This is a genomic window from Burkholderia sp. Ed8 (assembly GCF_040761425.1).
In the GTDB taxonomy this organism is placed as follows: Bacteria; Pseudomonadota; Gammaproteobacteria; order Burkholderiales; family Burkholderiaceae; genus Burkholderia; species Burkholderia seminalis.
Genome location: NZ_CP142886.1, coordinates 2,124,247 through 2,137,418, shown reverse-complemented (window position 1 = coordinate 2,137,418; position 13,172 = coordinate 2,124,247). Strand labels below are relative to the sequence as shown.

Annotated in this window: 15 protein-coding genes; 7 read left to right on the top strand and 8 right to left on the bottom strand. The window is 69.5% G+C overall.

Annotated features, from left to right (window positions below):
* Window positions 1–435: 435 nt before the first annotated feature.
* Both VXM69_RS23815 and VXM69_RS23810 read left to right on the top strand, forming a co-directional pair.
* A complete protein-coding gene (locus VXM69_RS23815; protein ID WP_034187324.1) occupies window positions 436–1,365 on the top strand; it encodes a DUF2520 domain-containing protein in 930 nt (309 codons plus the stop codon).
* A 75-nt stretch (window positions 1,366–1,440) separates the two neighbouring features.
* Window positions 1,441–2,004 carry a YggT family protein gene (locus VXM69_RS23810; protein ID WP_006488584.1) on the top strand — a complete coding sequence of 188 codons (564 nt, stop codon included), beginning with the start codon at window positions 1,441–1,443 and terminating at the stop codon, window positions 2,002–2,004.
* A gap of 12 nt (window positions 2,005–2,016) precedes the next feature.
* Here the strand turns inward: VXM69_RS23810 and VXM69_RS23805 are convergent, their stop codons facing one another.
* The gene (locus tag VXM69_RS23805) at window positions 2,017–2,367 is read right to left on the bottom strand and encodes a DUF190 domain-containing protein (protein WP_034187323.1); all 351 of its coding nucleotides are present in this window, start codon (window positions 2,365–2,367) and stop codon (window positions 2,017–2,019) included.
* Between the two features lie 23 nt (window positions 2,368–2,390).
* Window positions 2,391–2,777, bottom strand: a complete 387-nt coding sequence (crcB, locus tag VXM69_RS23800) for a fluoride efflux transporter CrcB (RefSeq protein WP_034187322.1) — start codon at window positions 2,775–2,777, stop codon at window positions 2,391–2,393.
* 409 nt (window positions 2,778–3,186) lie between these two features.
* On the opposite strand from crcB, the gene VXM69_RS23795 reads away from it, so the two are divergent.
* The gene (locus tag VXM69_RS23795) at window positions 3,187–4,398 is read left to right on the top strand and encodes a peptidase S8/S53 subtilisin kexin sedolisin (RefSeq protein ID WP_367189321.1); all 1,212 of its coding nucleotides are present in this window, start codon (window positions 3,187–3,189) and stop codon (window positions 4,396–4,398) included.
* Between the two features lie 37 nt (window positions 4,399–4,435).
* Here the strand turns inward: VXM69_RS23795 and VXM69_RS23790 are convergent, their stop codons facing one another.
* The 3 genes from VXM69_RS23790 to VXM69_RS23780 form a co-directional block, all read right to left on the bottom strand.
* The gene (locus VXM69_RS23790) at window positions 4,436–5,296 is read right to left on the bottom strand and encodes a Sir2 family NAD-dependent protein deacetylase (protein WP_049031360.1); all 861 of its coding nucleotides are present in this window, start codon (window positions 5,294–5,296) and stop codon (window positions 4,436–4,438) included.
* Between the two features lie 183 nt (window positions 5,297–5,479).
* A complete protein-coding gene (locus VXM69_RS23785; protein WP_367189320.1) occupies window positions 5,480–5,860 on the bottom strand; it encodes a DUF4406 domain-containing protein in 381 nt (126 codons plus the stop codon).
* Window positions 5,857–6,456, bottom strand: a complete 600-nt coding sequence (locus VXM69_RS23780) for an NUDIX domain-containing protein (RefSeq protein WP_049029857.1) — start codon at window positions 6,454–6,456, stop codon at window positions 5,857–5,859. The genes VXM69_RS23785 and VXM69_RS23780 overlap by 4 nt, the downstream gene beginning before the upstream one ends.
* 81 nt (window positions 6,457–6,537) lie before the next feature.
* On the opposite strand from VXM69_RS23780, the gene VXM69_RS23775 reads away from it, so the two are divergent.
* The 3 genes from VXM69_RS23775 to VXM69_RS23765 all read left to right on the top strand — a co-directional run bounded on the left by VXM69_RS23775 (window position 6,538) and on the right by VXM69_RS23765 (window position 8,586).
* Window positions 6,538–7,293, top strand: coding sequence for a DeoR/GlpR family DNA-binding transcription regulator (locus VXM69_RS23775; protein ID WP_034187317.1), 756 nt, complete (start codon window positions 6,538–6,540; stop codon window positions 7,291–7,293).
* 112 nt (window positions 7,294–7,405) lie between these two features.
* Window positions 7,406–8,047, top strand: coding sequence for a chromate transporter (locus VXM69_RS23770; RefSeq protein WP_367189319.1), 642 nt, complete (start codon window positions 7,406–7,408; stop codon window positions 8,045–8,047).
* Complete coding sequence (locus tag VXM69_RS23765) at window positions 8,044–8,586, top strand: chromate transporter (protein WP_367189318.1); 543 nt, start codon at window positions 8,044–8,046, stop codon at window positions 8,584–8,586. The genes VXM69_RS23770 and VXM69_RS23765 overlap by 4 nt, the downstream gene beginning before the upstream one ends.
* A 28-nt stretch (window positions 8,587–8,614) precedes the next feature.
* On the opposite strand, the gene scpB is transcribed toward VXM69_RS23765, so the two are convergent.
* The 3 genes from scpB to VXM69_RS23750 form a co-directional block, all read right to left on the bottom strand.
* On the bottom strand, window positions 8,615–9,424 hold the full coding sequence (gene scpB, locus VXM69_RS23760) for a methylmalonyl-CoA decarboxylase (RefSeq protein WP_034187314.1): 810 nt from the start codon (window positions 9,422–9,424) through the stop codon (window positions 8,615–8,617).
* Window positions 9,421–10,644 carry a CaiB/BaiF CoA-transferase family protein gene (locus VXM69_RS23755; protein WP_059557175.1) on the bottom strand — a complete coding sequence of 408 codons (1,224 nt, stop codon included), beginning with the start codon at window positions 10,642–10,644 and terminating at the stop codon, window positions 9,421–9,423. Before VXM69_RS23755 ends, scpB begins: the two co-directional genes overlap by 4 nt.
* 61 nt (window positions 10,645–10,705) lie before the next feature.
* Window positions 10,706–12,028 carry an MFS transporter gene (locus tag VXM69_RS23750; RefSeq protein ID WP_124607808.1) on the bottom strand — a complete coding sequence of 441 codons (1,323 nt, stop codon included), beginning with the start codon at window positions 12,026–12,028 and terminating at the stop codon, window positions 10,706–10,708.
* Between the two features lie 170 nt (window positions 12,029–12,198).
* On the opposite strand from VXM69_RS23750, the gene VXM69_RS23745 reads away from it, so the two are divergent.
* Window positions 12,199–13,137: a LysR substrate-binding domain-containing protein gene (locus tag VXM69_RS23745; RefSeq protein WP_034187311.1), complete on the top strand. Its 939-nt coding sequence runs from the start codon at window positions 12,199–12,201 to the stop codon at window positions 13,135–13,137.
* Window positions 13,138–13,172 lie beyond the last annotated feature (35 nt).

Genomic DNA, 13,172 nt, shown 5'->3' with positions numbered 1-13,172 from the left:
CGAAAACCCGCCCCTCGCGTATCGCGCATTTGTTGCAAATTGCAATTGCACGCAGCGGGAGATGCCCTGCGGCATGGCGTCCTGAGCGGGCGGCGACCCTTGCGGAACGCGCGATTCCGTCCGACGACTCGGGTCGCGACGCACGGGCCGGTCAGTCTTACCGGATACGGCACGCGCAGCGGGTACACGCACGTAATGAACGATTACAAATTTGAGACAAGATGCCGACATTTCAAGCGCCGCGGGCACGCGCCATGTTTCGGGGTCGGATTCTCCGGTCGTCATTCGGCCGTGACGCCGGGCATCGGTACGCAGGGAGACCGGGCCGCACACCGGTCATGAATACCTGCCATGGCACGGCAGCCGCCCTTGCGCAGCGCCACCGACATTCCTGCGATACTGGCGGTTGCTTCGTTTTTGCTTACGTCCGCCGCCATGCCGCTTCCCGACATCCCCCGCCTCGGCTTCATCGGTGCCGGCCGCCTCGCGCGCTGCGTCGCGCAGCGCTTCGCGCAAGCCGGCTTCCCCGTCGTCGCGATCGCGAGCCGCACGCCCGCGTCGGCGGCCGACCTCGCCGCGCGCATCGACGGGTGCCGGGCAGTCGATACGCCGCAGCAGGTTGCCGATGCCGCCGACCTGATCTTCGTGACGGTGCCCGACGACCATCTCGCACCGACCGCCGCGGCGCTGCGCTTCGACGCGTCGCGCGCCGCCGGCCAGGCGGTCGTCCACTGCAGCGGCGCGTCGGCGGTTGCGCTGCTCGATCCGGCGAAGCAGCAAGGCGTGGCCACCGGCGGCTTTCATCCGCTCTACCTGTTCGGCGGCACCGATGCCGACCTCGCGCGCATCGACGGCTGCTCGGTCACGATCGAAGCCGACGGCGCGCTGCATGCGACGCTGCTGCGGCTTGCTGCCGCACTCGGCTGCCATCCGCTGTCGATTCCGGCCGGCGGCCGGATGCTCTACCACGCGGCCGCGCACTACGCGGCGAGCTTCGCGCTGTGCGGGCTGTCGGAAGCGGTCGAGCTGTGGCGCGGCCTCGGCTTCGACGAGGATGCCGCGCTGCGCGCGCTGCTGCCGATGCTCGCCGGCACGATCGAGACCGCCCGCGACAAGGGGCTCGCCAACGCGCTGGCCGGCCCGGTGTCGCGCGGCGATACGGGTATCGTCGAACGCCAGCTCGCGCTGCTCGAGGCGCGCGGCGGCGATCACGCGGCGCTGTATGCACTGCTGACGCGCCGCGCGGTCGCGCTCGCGGCGAAGCGCGCCGCCCCGCCGGCGTCGCTGCCGGCGCTGGCCGAAGCCGTCGAAACGTCGCTCGCGCGCACGGCCGCGCCCCCCTCCCCGTCGCGCGACGAGGCGTGATAAGGTGTCGGCCGATGCGCCGCCAACCGGCGTTGGCGGCCGCACGCTACTGACTGTATAAAAAGGATGCCAACGATGTTCGGCGAGATCGCCCGTTTTCTGCTCAATACCGTCTTCACGCTGTTCGGCGCCGCGCTGATCCTGCGCGTCTGGATGCAGGCCGTCCGCGTGCCGCCGTACAACCCCGTCACGCAGGCCGTGCTGCAGGCGACCAACTGGCTCGTGCTGCCGCTGCGCCGCGTGATCGCCGGCGTGCGCGGCATCGACTGGGCCAGCGTCGTCGCCGCGCTGCTCACCGCGCTCGTCTACGTCGTGCTGATGGTCGTGATGGCCGGCTTCGATCCGGCCGCGGTGATCGCGACGCTCGTCGTGGTCGCGCTGCTCACCGTCGTGAAGTGGGCGCTCAATCTCGTGATCTGGATGACGATCCTGATGGCGCTGCTGTCGTGGCTCAACCCGCGCTCGCCGGCGATGCCGATCCTCTACCAGCTCACCGCGCCGTTCCTGAACCCGCTGCGCCGCGTGATCCCGAACCTCGGCGGCATCGACCTGTCGCCGATCCTGTTGTTCGTGATCGTGCAGGTGCTGCTGATGATCGTCACGCGCGCCGCCGTGTCGCTGACGATGTTCGGTATCTGAGTCGACGCCACCCTACGCCGCCGGCCCCTGCGCCGGCGGTGCGCCGAGCGTGTCGATCACGCCGAAGCGCGCCGGCATCATCGCGTAGCACACGCGTACTTTCTCGTGCGACAGCCGCTCGAGCAACCGCTGCGCCTCGTCCTCGGTGACGATGAATTCGACCTCGATCGCGAGCGAACCTTGCAGTTCGAAGAAGCGGTCCTCGTGCAGCACGCGATGCTGGCCGAAGCCGGCCATCGCGCGAAACGCGGACCCGCCCGCGACGCCCATCCGGTTCGCCTCCTCCAGCAGCCATTCCCACAGCGGTTTCCAGTGCAGCCGGTGCTGCTCGTGCACGTAAAAGCGCAAGAAGACGCGGTCCATCGCACCCTCCGATGGCGGCCGGCTCAGGCCGCCGCAAGCCACGCGCGCGCGGTCCACATGCCGAGCGCCGTCAGCGCGAACGATCCAGTCAAGTGTAGGGCAGCCACCGCCAATGCCCATCCGAATTCGCCCTCGAGCGCATGCGTCATCACTTCGACCGAATAGGTCGAGAACGTCGTGAGGCCGCCGAGGAAACCCGTGATCACGAACAGCCGCCACTCGGGCGGCAGCCCGACGCGCGCCGTGAACACGACGGCGGCCACGCCGATCACGTAGCCGCCGATCAGGTTCGACGCGAGCGTACCGAGCGGCACGGCCGGAAAGAGTGCGTTGAGCGCGAGGCTCAGGAACCAGCGCAGCAGCGCGCCGAGCCCGGCGCCGACGAAGATCGCGACGATCGAATAGAACAAGGCCACTCCTCACTGACGACGCCGCGCGGCGGACACGGCCCACGCTGAACTGTATGCGGAATCGCGCGACGGCGGCAATGCCGGCAGGCGAGCCGGTACGCGCCCGATCGTGTCGCGGCTGTTCGAGGCCTTCCGTTATTTTCGCCAGCGCGACGTAATCGATATTTCCGAACAATTCAATCCGTCATGACAAATTCGTTTTAATACGATGATTATTTATCGGATTTTTAAAAGACAAAAAGACAATTCATTTCCCCCGTCGACCCGGCAAACGTCTGCTTATACGGGCATTCCACGGATTTACCCTCATCAGGCATTCCCGCATCCTGCCGATATTCGATTCAATTGATTCCGTCGATTTCGTAAAATTGTTTCGCCACGCCACTCCATCGACATGGAGACTCGAGAAATGAACAAGATCCGCCTGTCATCCATGTTGATTCCGGCGCTGTGCACGTCGCTGCTCGCATCGGGCGGCGTGCTCGCCGACGGCAACGGGCCGCAGTCCTACGTCGAAGGCAACCGCGCGCCGAAAGGATTCGCGCGGCCGCCGTTCCACACGAAGCAGCGCGCGAGCACGGCCACGATCGCGGGCCTCACGCCCGCGCTCACGCGGCACGCATACGGGTTCGACTCGATCGCGAACCAGGGCGACGGGATGGTCGTCGCGATCGTCGACGCATACGACGATCCGAAGATCGAGTCGGACCTTGGCGTGTTCAGCAACGCGTTCTCGCTGCCGGCCTGCACGTCGTCGAACGGCTGTTTCACCAAGGTGTACGCGCATGGCGCACGGCCGAAGACCGATTCGGGCTGGGCGCTCGAGATCTCGCTCGACGTCGAATGGGTGCATGCGATCGCGCCGAAGGCGAAGATCATGCTCGTCGAGGCCGCGTCGGCCAGCTTCAGCGACCTCCTGGCCGCGGTCGACGTGGCCGTCAAGCGCGGGGCGTCGGTCGTATCGATGAGTTTCGGCGGCAACGAGTTCAGCAGCGAGACCGGCTTCGACGGCCACTTCAGCGTCGCGGGCGTCACGTTCGTCGCGTCGTCCGGCGACAGCGGCACCGGGACCGAATACCCGGCCGCGTCGCCGTACGTGGTGTCGGTCGGCGGCACGACGCTGTCGTCCGACAGCGCCGGCAACTACGTCGGCGAAGCGGCGTGGAGCGGCAGCGGCGGCGGCGTGAGCACCACCGAGGCCGAGCCGGCCGGCCAGACGGCATGGCCGATTCCGGTGGCCGGCAAGCGCGGCGTGCCCGACGTCAGCTACGACGCGAATCCGTCCAGCGGCTTCGCGGTGTACGACTCGGTCGCCTATCAGGGGCAGGCCGGCTGGTTCCAGGTCGGCGGCACGAGCGCGGGCGCGCCGCAATGGTCGGCGCTCGTCGCGATCGCGAATTCGCTGCGCGCCGCGGCCGGCAAGCGGTCGTTGAGCGGCACCTACGATGCGCTTTATACGGTCGGCAAGAACGCGTACGGCAGCGCCTTTCACGACGTGACGACCGGGTCCAACGGCACTTGCGGCAGCGTCTGCAGCGCGGCCGGCGGCTACGACTACGTCACCGGCCTCGGTTCGCCCGTCGCGCCGGCCCTCGTGCAGGCGCTCGTCGCCCGGCCGTAACGGCGCGATCGGCGCCGCTCGGCCCGTGGCGAGGTGCTCAGCCGCCGCGCCACGCGCGATCGAGCGTGGTCAACGTCGCAAGCGCACCGCCTTCCAGCCCGATCACGTCGGAACGGCGCGCCTGCGCTTCGCGCGCGTTGATGCGGATCACGTCCGCACCGAGCCGTTCGCTCAGCAGCCGCACGGTCGGAATCGCGGTGCCCGCGCCGATCTCGACCACGGCGACGCGCCCGGCCTGCGCGATCCAGTCTTCCAGCGCGCGTTCCTGCGCGTCGTAGCGCGCACCGAGCCAGCCGGTATCGCCGAACATCAGGATGTTCGGCCGCGCGAGGCCGCCGCAATGCGGACAGCCCGGCATGTCGCCGATCAGGCGGCACGTCGCCTCGTCGACATCCGGCACGAACGGCGCCGCCTCCCACGTATCGTCCGTGCACGGCCGCAGGCACTGCATCGCGTGAATCGACCCGTGAATCTCGACGATGCGCGCCGGATCGAAGCCGGCTTTCTGGAACTGGCCGTCGACGTTGCTCGTCAGCACGAAGCCGCCGTTCGGCATCGCGTCGATCCAGCGGCGCAGGATCGCGAAGCCCGCATGCGGCACCGTCGCGCGATAGAGCGCCAGACGGTGCCCGTAGAATCCCCACGCGAGCGGCGCACGCGCGCGAAATGCGTGCGGCGACGCAATCTCGTGGAATTCGAGACGCGCGTGACGCAGCGCCGGATATGCGCGCCAGAAGCCGTCCGTGCCACGAAAATCGGGCAGCCCCGAATCGACGCCGATACCCGCGCCGGCCGTCACGAGCAACGCGTCAGCGCGTGCGAGCGCATCGACGGCGGCGGCGACGAGATCGGCGGGCAGTTGCGCGGCGGCGGAATCAACGGAATCGGAGAACGGCATGATGGGGAGGCGGTAACGTCGAACGTTGCGCGGGTGGCGACGCGATCATACGCCCGTTCGAGCGTCGCGACGCCAGCGCGATACAGCGGCGCGATGCCACGCTCGTCCGGCCGCCCCCATGCGGACAGCAGCCGCTACGGCGAGGCCGCCCGCGAACCGTCGGCCCGGCGCCGCGCTGCCCGCTTAGCGATCCGAATCGTCCTGCGCGACCGGAATCGCGTCGGCCGAGAAATAGACCGGCTTGCCGAGCTGCCGTGCAAGGCCGACATCCATGTCCGCTCCGCGCGATGCGCCGTCGATCCGCAGCACCGCATCGCAACGTCGCAACAGCCGGTGCGCGGCCGGATACAGGAACGTCTCGCTGATCGCGTCCCCGACCTGCCGCGACCCGGCCGCGACCGCGAGCGGCAGCGATACCCACTCGCCGATCATCGGCACATGCCCGCGGCGATACACGGCGAGCGCCGCCACCTCCAGCCGGTGCAGGTTCGCGGCGATGCGCGCGGGGTCGCCGTCGGTGCCGCTGCGGTAGGGGCCGGCGACCAGCACGAGCCGCGGCCTCATGCGGCGCGCGCGCCGGCGGTTTCCCGCAGCGCGGCGTACTGCAGCAGCATGATCGTCTTCGCGTCGACGATCTCGCCGCGCTCGACCGCGTCCAGCGCCGCCTGCAGCGGCATCTCGACGACTTCGAGATCCTCGCCCTCCTCCGCGACGCCGCCGCCGTCGCCGGTGCGAAGCGACGCATCGTATTCGCCGACGAAGAAATGCAGCTTCTCCGTCACGGAGCCGGGGCTCATGAACGCCTCGAACACCTTGCGCACGCCGCGCACGCGATAGCCGGTCTCCTCCTCGGCCTCCGCGCGGATGCGCGCTTCGGGTGTTTCGTCGTCGAGCAGGCCGGCCGCCGCTTCGAGCAGCATGCCGTCGTGGCCGCTCACGAACGCCGGCATCCGGAACTGCCGCGTCAGCAGCACGTCGCCCGTGCCGGCATGGCGCAGCAGGATCGTCGCGCCGTTGCCGCGATCGTAGGTCTCGCGGCTCAGGCGCTGCCACGTTCCGTCGCGGCGCCGGAAATCGAAGGTCACCTTCCTGAGCACATACCAGTCATCGGACAGCACCGTCGTATCGACGATGCGCACCCGGTCATGCGTTGCAGCCATTGCAGCCTCCCGTTCGACAAAAGACGGCGCCCATGGTAACGTGCAGTTTCGTGCAATTTCAAGAATTTTCGTGCAATCACGATGCTGACGACCCAACGCAAGAAGGCGATCCTCGATGCGCTCGCGCGCGACGGCCAGGTGCTGGCCGTCGAGCTGAGCGCGCAATTCGGCGTGTCCGAAGACACGGTGCGCCGCGACCTGCGCGAGCTCGCGGCCGAAGGCCTGCTGCAGCGCGTGCATGGCGGCGCGCTGCCGGCGTCGCCGGCCGTCGCGCCGTTCGCGCAGCGCGAGGCGCTCGAGACGGCGGAAAAGCGGCGCATCGCGCGGCGGGCCGCGGAGATGATCGCGCCCGGCCAGGTCGCGATCATCGACGGCGGCACGACCTCCGCGCTGCTCGTCGGCCAGTTGCCGGCCGACCTGCGCGCGACGATCGTCACGCACAGCCCGAGCGTCGCGGTCGCGCTGGCCGCGCATCCGTCGATCGACGTGATCCTGATCGGCGGCCGGCTCTACAAGCATTCGATCGTCGCGGTCGGCGCGGCGGCGATGGAAGGCATCGCACGCGTCCACGCGGACCTGTACTTCATGGGCGTCACGGGCGTTCATCCGGTCGCGGGGCTGAGCACCGGCGATTTCGAGGAAGCGGCGATCAAGCGCGCGCTGGCGGAACGCGCGGCCGAGACCGTCGTGCTCGCGTCGCAATCGAAATTGCGCGCGGCGTCGCAGTTCGTGATCGGCGAGATCACGCTGGCGCAGACGGTCGTCGTCGAGCAGGAAACCGACACCGCGCTGACGAAACCGATCGAGGCGGCTGGCGTGACGGTCGTGCGCGCGTAGCGCGTCGGATCGTTGCGGATGCCGTCGCACCGGCGCCGGGCCCATGTCAGCCTGCTGACAGGCGCCGCTTGTAACATGGGCGATCGTCCGATCGCCACGCGCTACCCGCCCGATGCCCCCGTCCACCGCCACGACTTCCCCGGCGCCGCCCGCAGGCGCCGCACCGCCGCCCGGCCTCCTCGCGCTGTTCGTCGCGTTCACGCAGATCGGCCTGACCAGCTTCGGCGGCGGACTGAGCGGGCGGATGATGCGCGACTTCGTCCACGAGCGGCGCTGGCTCGACGAAGAGGCGTTCCTCAACGGCCTCGCGCTGTCGCAGGCGTTGCCGGGCGTCAACGTGAAGAACCTCGCGATCTGGATCGGCTACCGCCTCGCCGGATGGCGCGGCGCGGTGGCCGGCTTCACCGGCATCATCGCGCCGCCGGCCGTGCTGATCGTGCTGTTCGGCGTCGCGTTCTCGACCCTCACGCGCTTCCCGCTCACGCATGTCGCGCTCGCAGGCGCCGCAGCCGCGGCGATCGGACTGTCGATCTCGATGGCCGTCACCGCCGTGCGGCGGCTGCCGCGTCGCGCACTGCCGTTCGTGGTAACGGCGCTCACGTTCGTGTCGGTTGCGGTGCTGCACTGGCCGCTCGTGTGGACCGTGCTGATCGGCGGCACGCTGAGCGTCGCGCTCGAATACCGCCGCGCGGCCGCGGCACCGGCACCGGCACCGGCACCGGCACCGGCACCGGCCGGGAACGATACGCGATGACCGTGTCGCCCCGTTATGCGGCCCTGTTCGGCGTATTCGCGCCGTTGTCGATCGCGACGATCGGCGGCGGCCAGGCGATCATCGCCGACATCCAGCGGCAGGTCGTCGACATGCATCACTGGATGACCGCCACGCAATTCGTGAACGACTTCGCGATCGCGCGGATGGCGCCGGGCCCCGGCTCGCTGCTGGCGACGCTGATCGGCTGGCAGGTCGCGGGCTTCTGGGGCGCGGTGATCGCGACGCTTGCGCTGTTCGGCCCGACCGCGTTCCTGATCTACGGCGTCGCGCATCTGTGGCGGCGGCACCAGGGCAAGCGCTGGCAGATCGCGCTCGAAGCCGGCCTGCGCCCGGTCGCGGCCGGCATGATCCTCGCATCGGTCTGGGTGCTGCTGCAGGCGCTCGACGGCGGCTGGGCCGCGCGCGCGATCGCGGTGGCGTCGACGCTGTGCGTGATCTACACGCGCATTCACGCCCTGCTGCTGATCGCGCTCGGCGCGTTGCTGCTCGTCGGCGTGCACGCGCTCGGCGGCATGTAGCGCACCGCCGCAGCGCGACCGAACCCGCCTAGACGCCGCGAAACCGCGGCGCTCGGCGCTCGCCAAACGCACGCAGCCCTTCGTCGAAGTCGGCGCCTTCGCACGCTTGCCGGCGCAACTCGGCAATCCGTTCGAATGCGTCGGCAGGCAGCGGCCGCGCGTCCTGCAGCACGCGCAACTGCTCCTTCACCGCATGCACGGCAAGCGGCGCCTTCGCGGCAATCGTGCGCGCGACGTCGAGCGCCGCGTCGTCGACACCACCGGCTTCGGCCAGCCGGTTCACGAGCCCGTGATGCGCGGCGCGCGCCGCATCGAGCGGCTGCGCGCAGAAGAACATTTCCTTCAGCACGTGAATCGGCAGGTTGTCGTAAAAACGCAGCAGGCCGCTCGTCGAGTACGGCAGGCCGAGGTTCGCCGGCGTCATCGCGAAACGCGCGTCGCGCGCCGCGACGACGAGGTCGCAGCTCATCACGAGATCGACGGCCCCGCCCCACGCCGACCCGGCGACCGCCGCGACCACCGCGCCCGGATAGGTCCGCACGCGCCGCAGCGCGCGTTCGAGCGGCTTGCCGTAGGCGAGCGGATCGCGATCGTCCGCCAGTTCGCGCAGGTCGTGCCCCGCGCTCCACACGTCGCCGCTGCCGTCGTTCGACAGGATCACGACGGGCGGCGGACGATGCCCGGCCAGCGCATCGAGGTGCGCGACCAGCGCATCGAGCAACGGTGCGTCGAGCGCATGCCGCCGCGCCGGATTCGCGAACCGCACGCGCGCGATCCGCTCGCCGACCATGTCGACCGTCACGGTCGACGCGCTGTCGTGTTTCGTCATGGCGGTCATTGCACGGCCTCCGCCACGGCTTCCGCCTGGAAGATCGCACGCCCGGCCAGCAGTTGGTCGATCGCGTCGTCGCCGTAGCCCGCTTCGCGCAGCACGTCGACCGTATGCTCGCCGAGCAGCGGCGGCGCGTGGCGCGTGCGCGGCGCGGGCAGGTCGTCGCCCATCCCGCCGAGCGGCGTGACGACCTGGCGCAGCGTGCCGAGCGTCGGATGCGCAACCGGCTCGACCAGCCCGCAATGCGCGAGCTGCGGATCGTCGAACACTTCGTCGAGCGTGTTGATCGGCCCGGCCGGCAACCCGGCTTCGACGAAACGCCGCGTCCATTCGCGCTTGCCGCGCGTGCGCAGCCGGCTTTCGAGCAACACCTTGAGTTCGTCGCGATGCGCGACGCGTGCATCGTTGGTCGCGAAGCGCGGATCGTCCGACAGCTCGGGCAGCTCCAGCAACTGGCACAGCCGCAGCCACATGTCGGTCGTGATCGGCGCGAGGTTGAGCGGCCCGTCGGCGGTCTCGAACACGCCGTACGGCGCGATCACCGCATGCGCATTGCCGGTGCGGCGCGGCACGTCGCCGAGACTCAGGTAGCGTTGCCCGTGCACGCTCAGCAGCGCAACGAGGCTTTCGAGCAGCGACGTGCCGACATGCTGGCCGCGACCGGTGCGCTCGCGCTCGAACAGTGCGGCCATCACGCCGGTCGCGACCCACATTCCCGAGCTGAGATCGCCGATCGCGGTACCCGTGCGGGTCGGCTCGCCGTCCGCGAACCCGGTGAGGCTCATCAGCCCGGCATAACCCTGCGCGATCTGGTCGAAGCCCGGCCAGTCGCGCAGCGGGCCGCGCGGGCCGAACGCGGTGACGCTGCCCATCACGAGCCGCGGATCATGCGCGCTCAGCGCCGCGTAGCCGAGCCCCATCGCATCCATCGTGCCGGCCTTGAAATTCTCGATCACGACGTCGGCCTGCGCGATCAGCCGCCGCACGACGTCGAGGCCCGCTGGCTGCCGGAAGTCCACGCAGATACCGCGCTTGTTGCGGTTGCAGGACAGGTAGTACGTGCTCACGCCGCGATCGAACGGCCCCCATGCGCGGCTCATGTCGCCGTGCGGCCCCGACTCGACCTTGATCACGTCGGCGCCGAGATCGGCGAGCACCATCGAGCAGAACGGCCCCGACAGCGCGCGACTCAGATCGACGACCTTGATTCCCTTCAATGCCTGCATTCCGGACTCCTGATATTGATGACTGGGTGTGGCGTGGAAGCGAACGACGCGCGTGTGGCGCTCATTCGGGCAGCGTCTGATGCCGCGTTTCGACCGCGAACGGCAGGATCAGGATGCCGAGTCCGAACGCGGCCGCCGTCCACGCGACGGGCACGCCGAGCGACCCGTAGCCGTGAATCGCGGCGCCGAGCAGGAAGTTCACGCCCGCGCCGATGAAGCGGCCGACCGACGCGTTGAACGCGAACGCGGTGGCGCGCACGCGCGTCGGGTACTGCTCGGGCAGCCACAACGAGAAGATCGCGAAGTTGCCGCCGAAGAAACCGAGGAACGCGAGCGACACCATGAACGCCGCCAGCCCGTTCGGCTGGTAGAACGCCCAGCCGAACGCGAACACGATCGAGGCCGCCATTCCCGCGAAATACACGCCGAGCGCGGTGCGTCGGCCGAGCCGCTCCGACAGCCACGGTGCGACCAGGCAGCCGGCGATCGTCGCGCACGACAGGATCGCCGCACCAACGGACGCGAGCCGCAGCGCGCCGACATGATCGATGCCCGCGCGCGCCGCCAGCGTGCTGACCGCGCTCGCCTCGTAGACGGAACCGGCCCACAGCCCGACGATCGCGACGCCGACGAGGCTCGCGCTCGTCAGCGTGCGGCGCAGGAACGCCGGCGCGAAGATCTCGCGCAGCGGGTGCGCGCGCCGCGCGTCGGCCACGTCGCCGTCGCGCGCGTCGTGCCGACGCCACTGCCCGGGCTCCTTCACGCGCATCACCGTGAACACCGCGAGCAATGCGGGCGCCAGACCGCACAGGAACATCGCGCGCCAGCCGTAGGTCGCGCCGATCGTGTAGTTCAGGCAGGCGGCGATGAAGAAGCCGAAGTAGTAGCCCGTCTGCAGGTAACCGGCGCCCATCTTGCGGCGGTCTTCCGGCCAGCTCTCGGCCACGTAGGTGCCCGCGAGCGCCCACTCGCCGCCGACGCCGATCCCGGCGATCAGCCGGCACGCGGCCAGCGCCCATACGTCGTGCACGAACGCGGCCGCGCCCGTGAACACCGAGTAGATCAGGATGCTCGCGGCGAGCGTGCGCACGCGGCCGAAGCGGTCGGCGAGCGGCCCCCAGACGAACGACAGCCCCCAGCCGATCAGGAACAGCGCGAACAGGATCGACCCGTACATCCCCAGATTCGCGGGCGTCGCCGCGATGCCGGACGCCGGCAGCAGTTCGGTCAGCGCGGGAATCAGCACGAGCGCGTAGATCACCGAATCCACGCCGTCGAGCACCCAGCCCGCGTAGACGGCCCAGAAGCCCTTCACCTGCTCGCGCGTGAGCGGCGTGCGCCGCGGCTTCGCGCCGGCCGCCGGCGCGTCGATCGCCTTGAACATCTTCGTCTCCTTGCCGGCAGGGCCGGCACGTTCGCCGCGTCCGGTCCGGAATGGCCGGCAGTCGGGCTCTTTTGTGAGACGAGTATAGAAACCCGATCGATCGCGGAAAAATATGATATTCATCTTGCTCGATCGGATTGGCTTATGACTCGAACCGGGAGACGGCGGCGATGGACTTGAGACAGTTGCGCTATTTCGTGAAGGTCGTCGAATGCGGCAACGTCACGCATGCGAGCGAGGCGCTACACGTCGCACAGCCGGCGGTGAGCCAGCAGATGCGCAATCTCGAACAGGATCTCGGGATGCAGCTGCTCGAGCGAAGCGTGCGCGGTGTCGCGCCGACCGCCGCCGGCCGCACGCTGTACCAGCACGCGCTCGACCTGCTGCGCCAGGCCGACGGCACGCGCGAGCTGCTGCGCCGCGACGCCGACACGCCGCAGGGCCGCGTGACGGTCGGCATGCCGTCGAGCACCGCGCGCGTGCTGGCCATTCCGCTCGCCCGCGCGGTGCGCGACCGCTACCCGGGCATCATGCTGGAGCTGATCGAGGCGCCGAGCGCCGATCTCGACACGCTGCTCGAACGCGCGCGGCTCGATCTCGCGATCGTCGTCGATGCGGTCGACACGCGCGGCATCGCGGTCCACCGGCTGCTGACGGAGACGCTGTACCTGATCACGTGGCCCGAATTCCAGGTGCCGGACGATCCGGTGCCGCTCGACGCGATCGCGCGGATGCCGCTCGTGCTGCCGAGCGCGCCGAACACGATCCGCAACCGCGTCGACTGGGCAATGCGCGAGGCCGGGCTGTCGTACGAGATCAGCTTCGAGGCGAGTTCGACCGGGCTGCTGTTCGCGGCCGTGATGGCGCAGCTCGGCGTGACGATCCTGCCGTGGACGGCCGCGCACGTCGAGATCGAGGAACGCAAGCTCAAGCTGTCGACGGTCGCGCACCGGCTGTTCGCGCGCGACCTGTCGCTGTGCTGGCACGATACGGCGCTCGTCAGCAACGCGGTGCAGAAGGTCAAGGGCGAGATCGTCCGGCTGTTCGACACACTCGGGCAGCGGCCGGAGTGGGCGGCCGGCAATAACGATCGCAGCGATCGCACGTGACCCGTGCTCGCTTGCTTAGTGCGGCCCCACCGCAC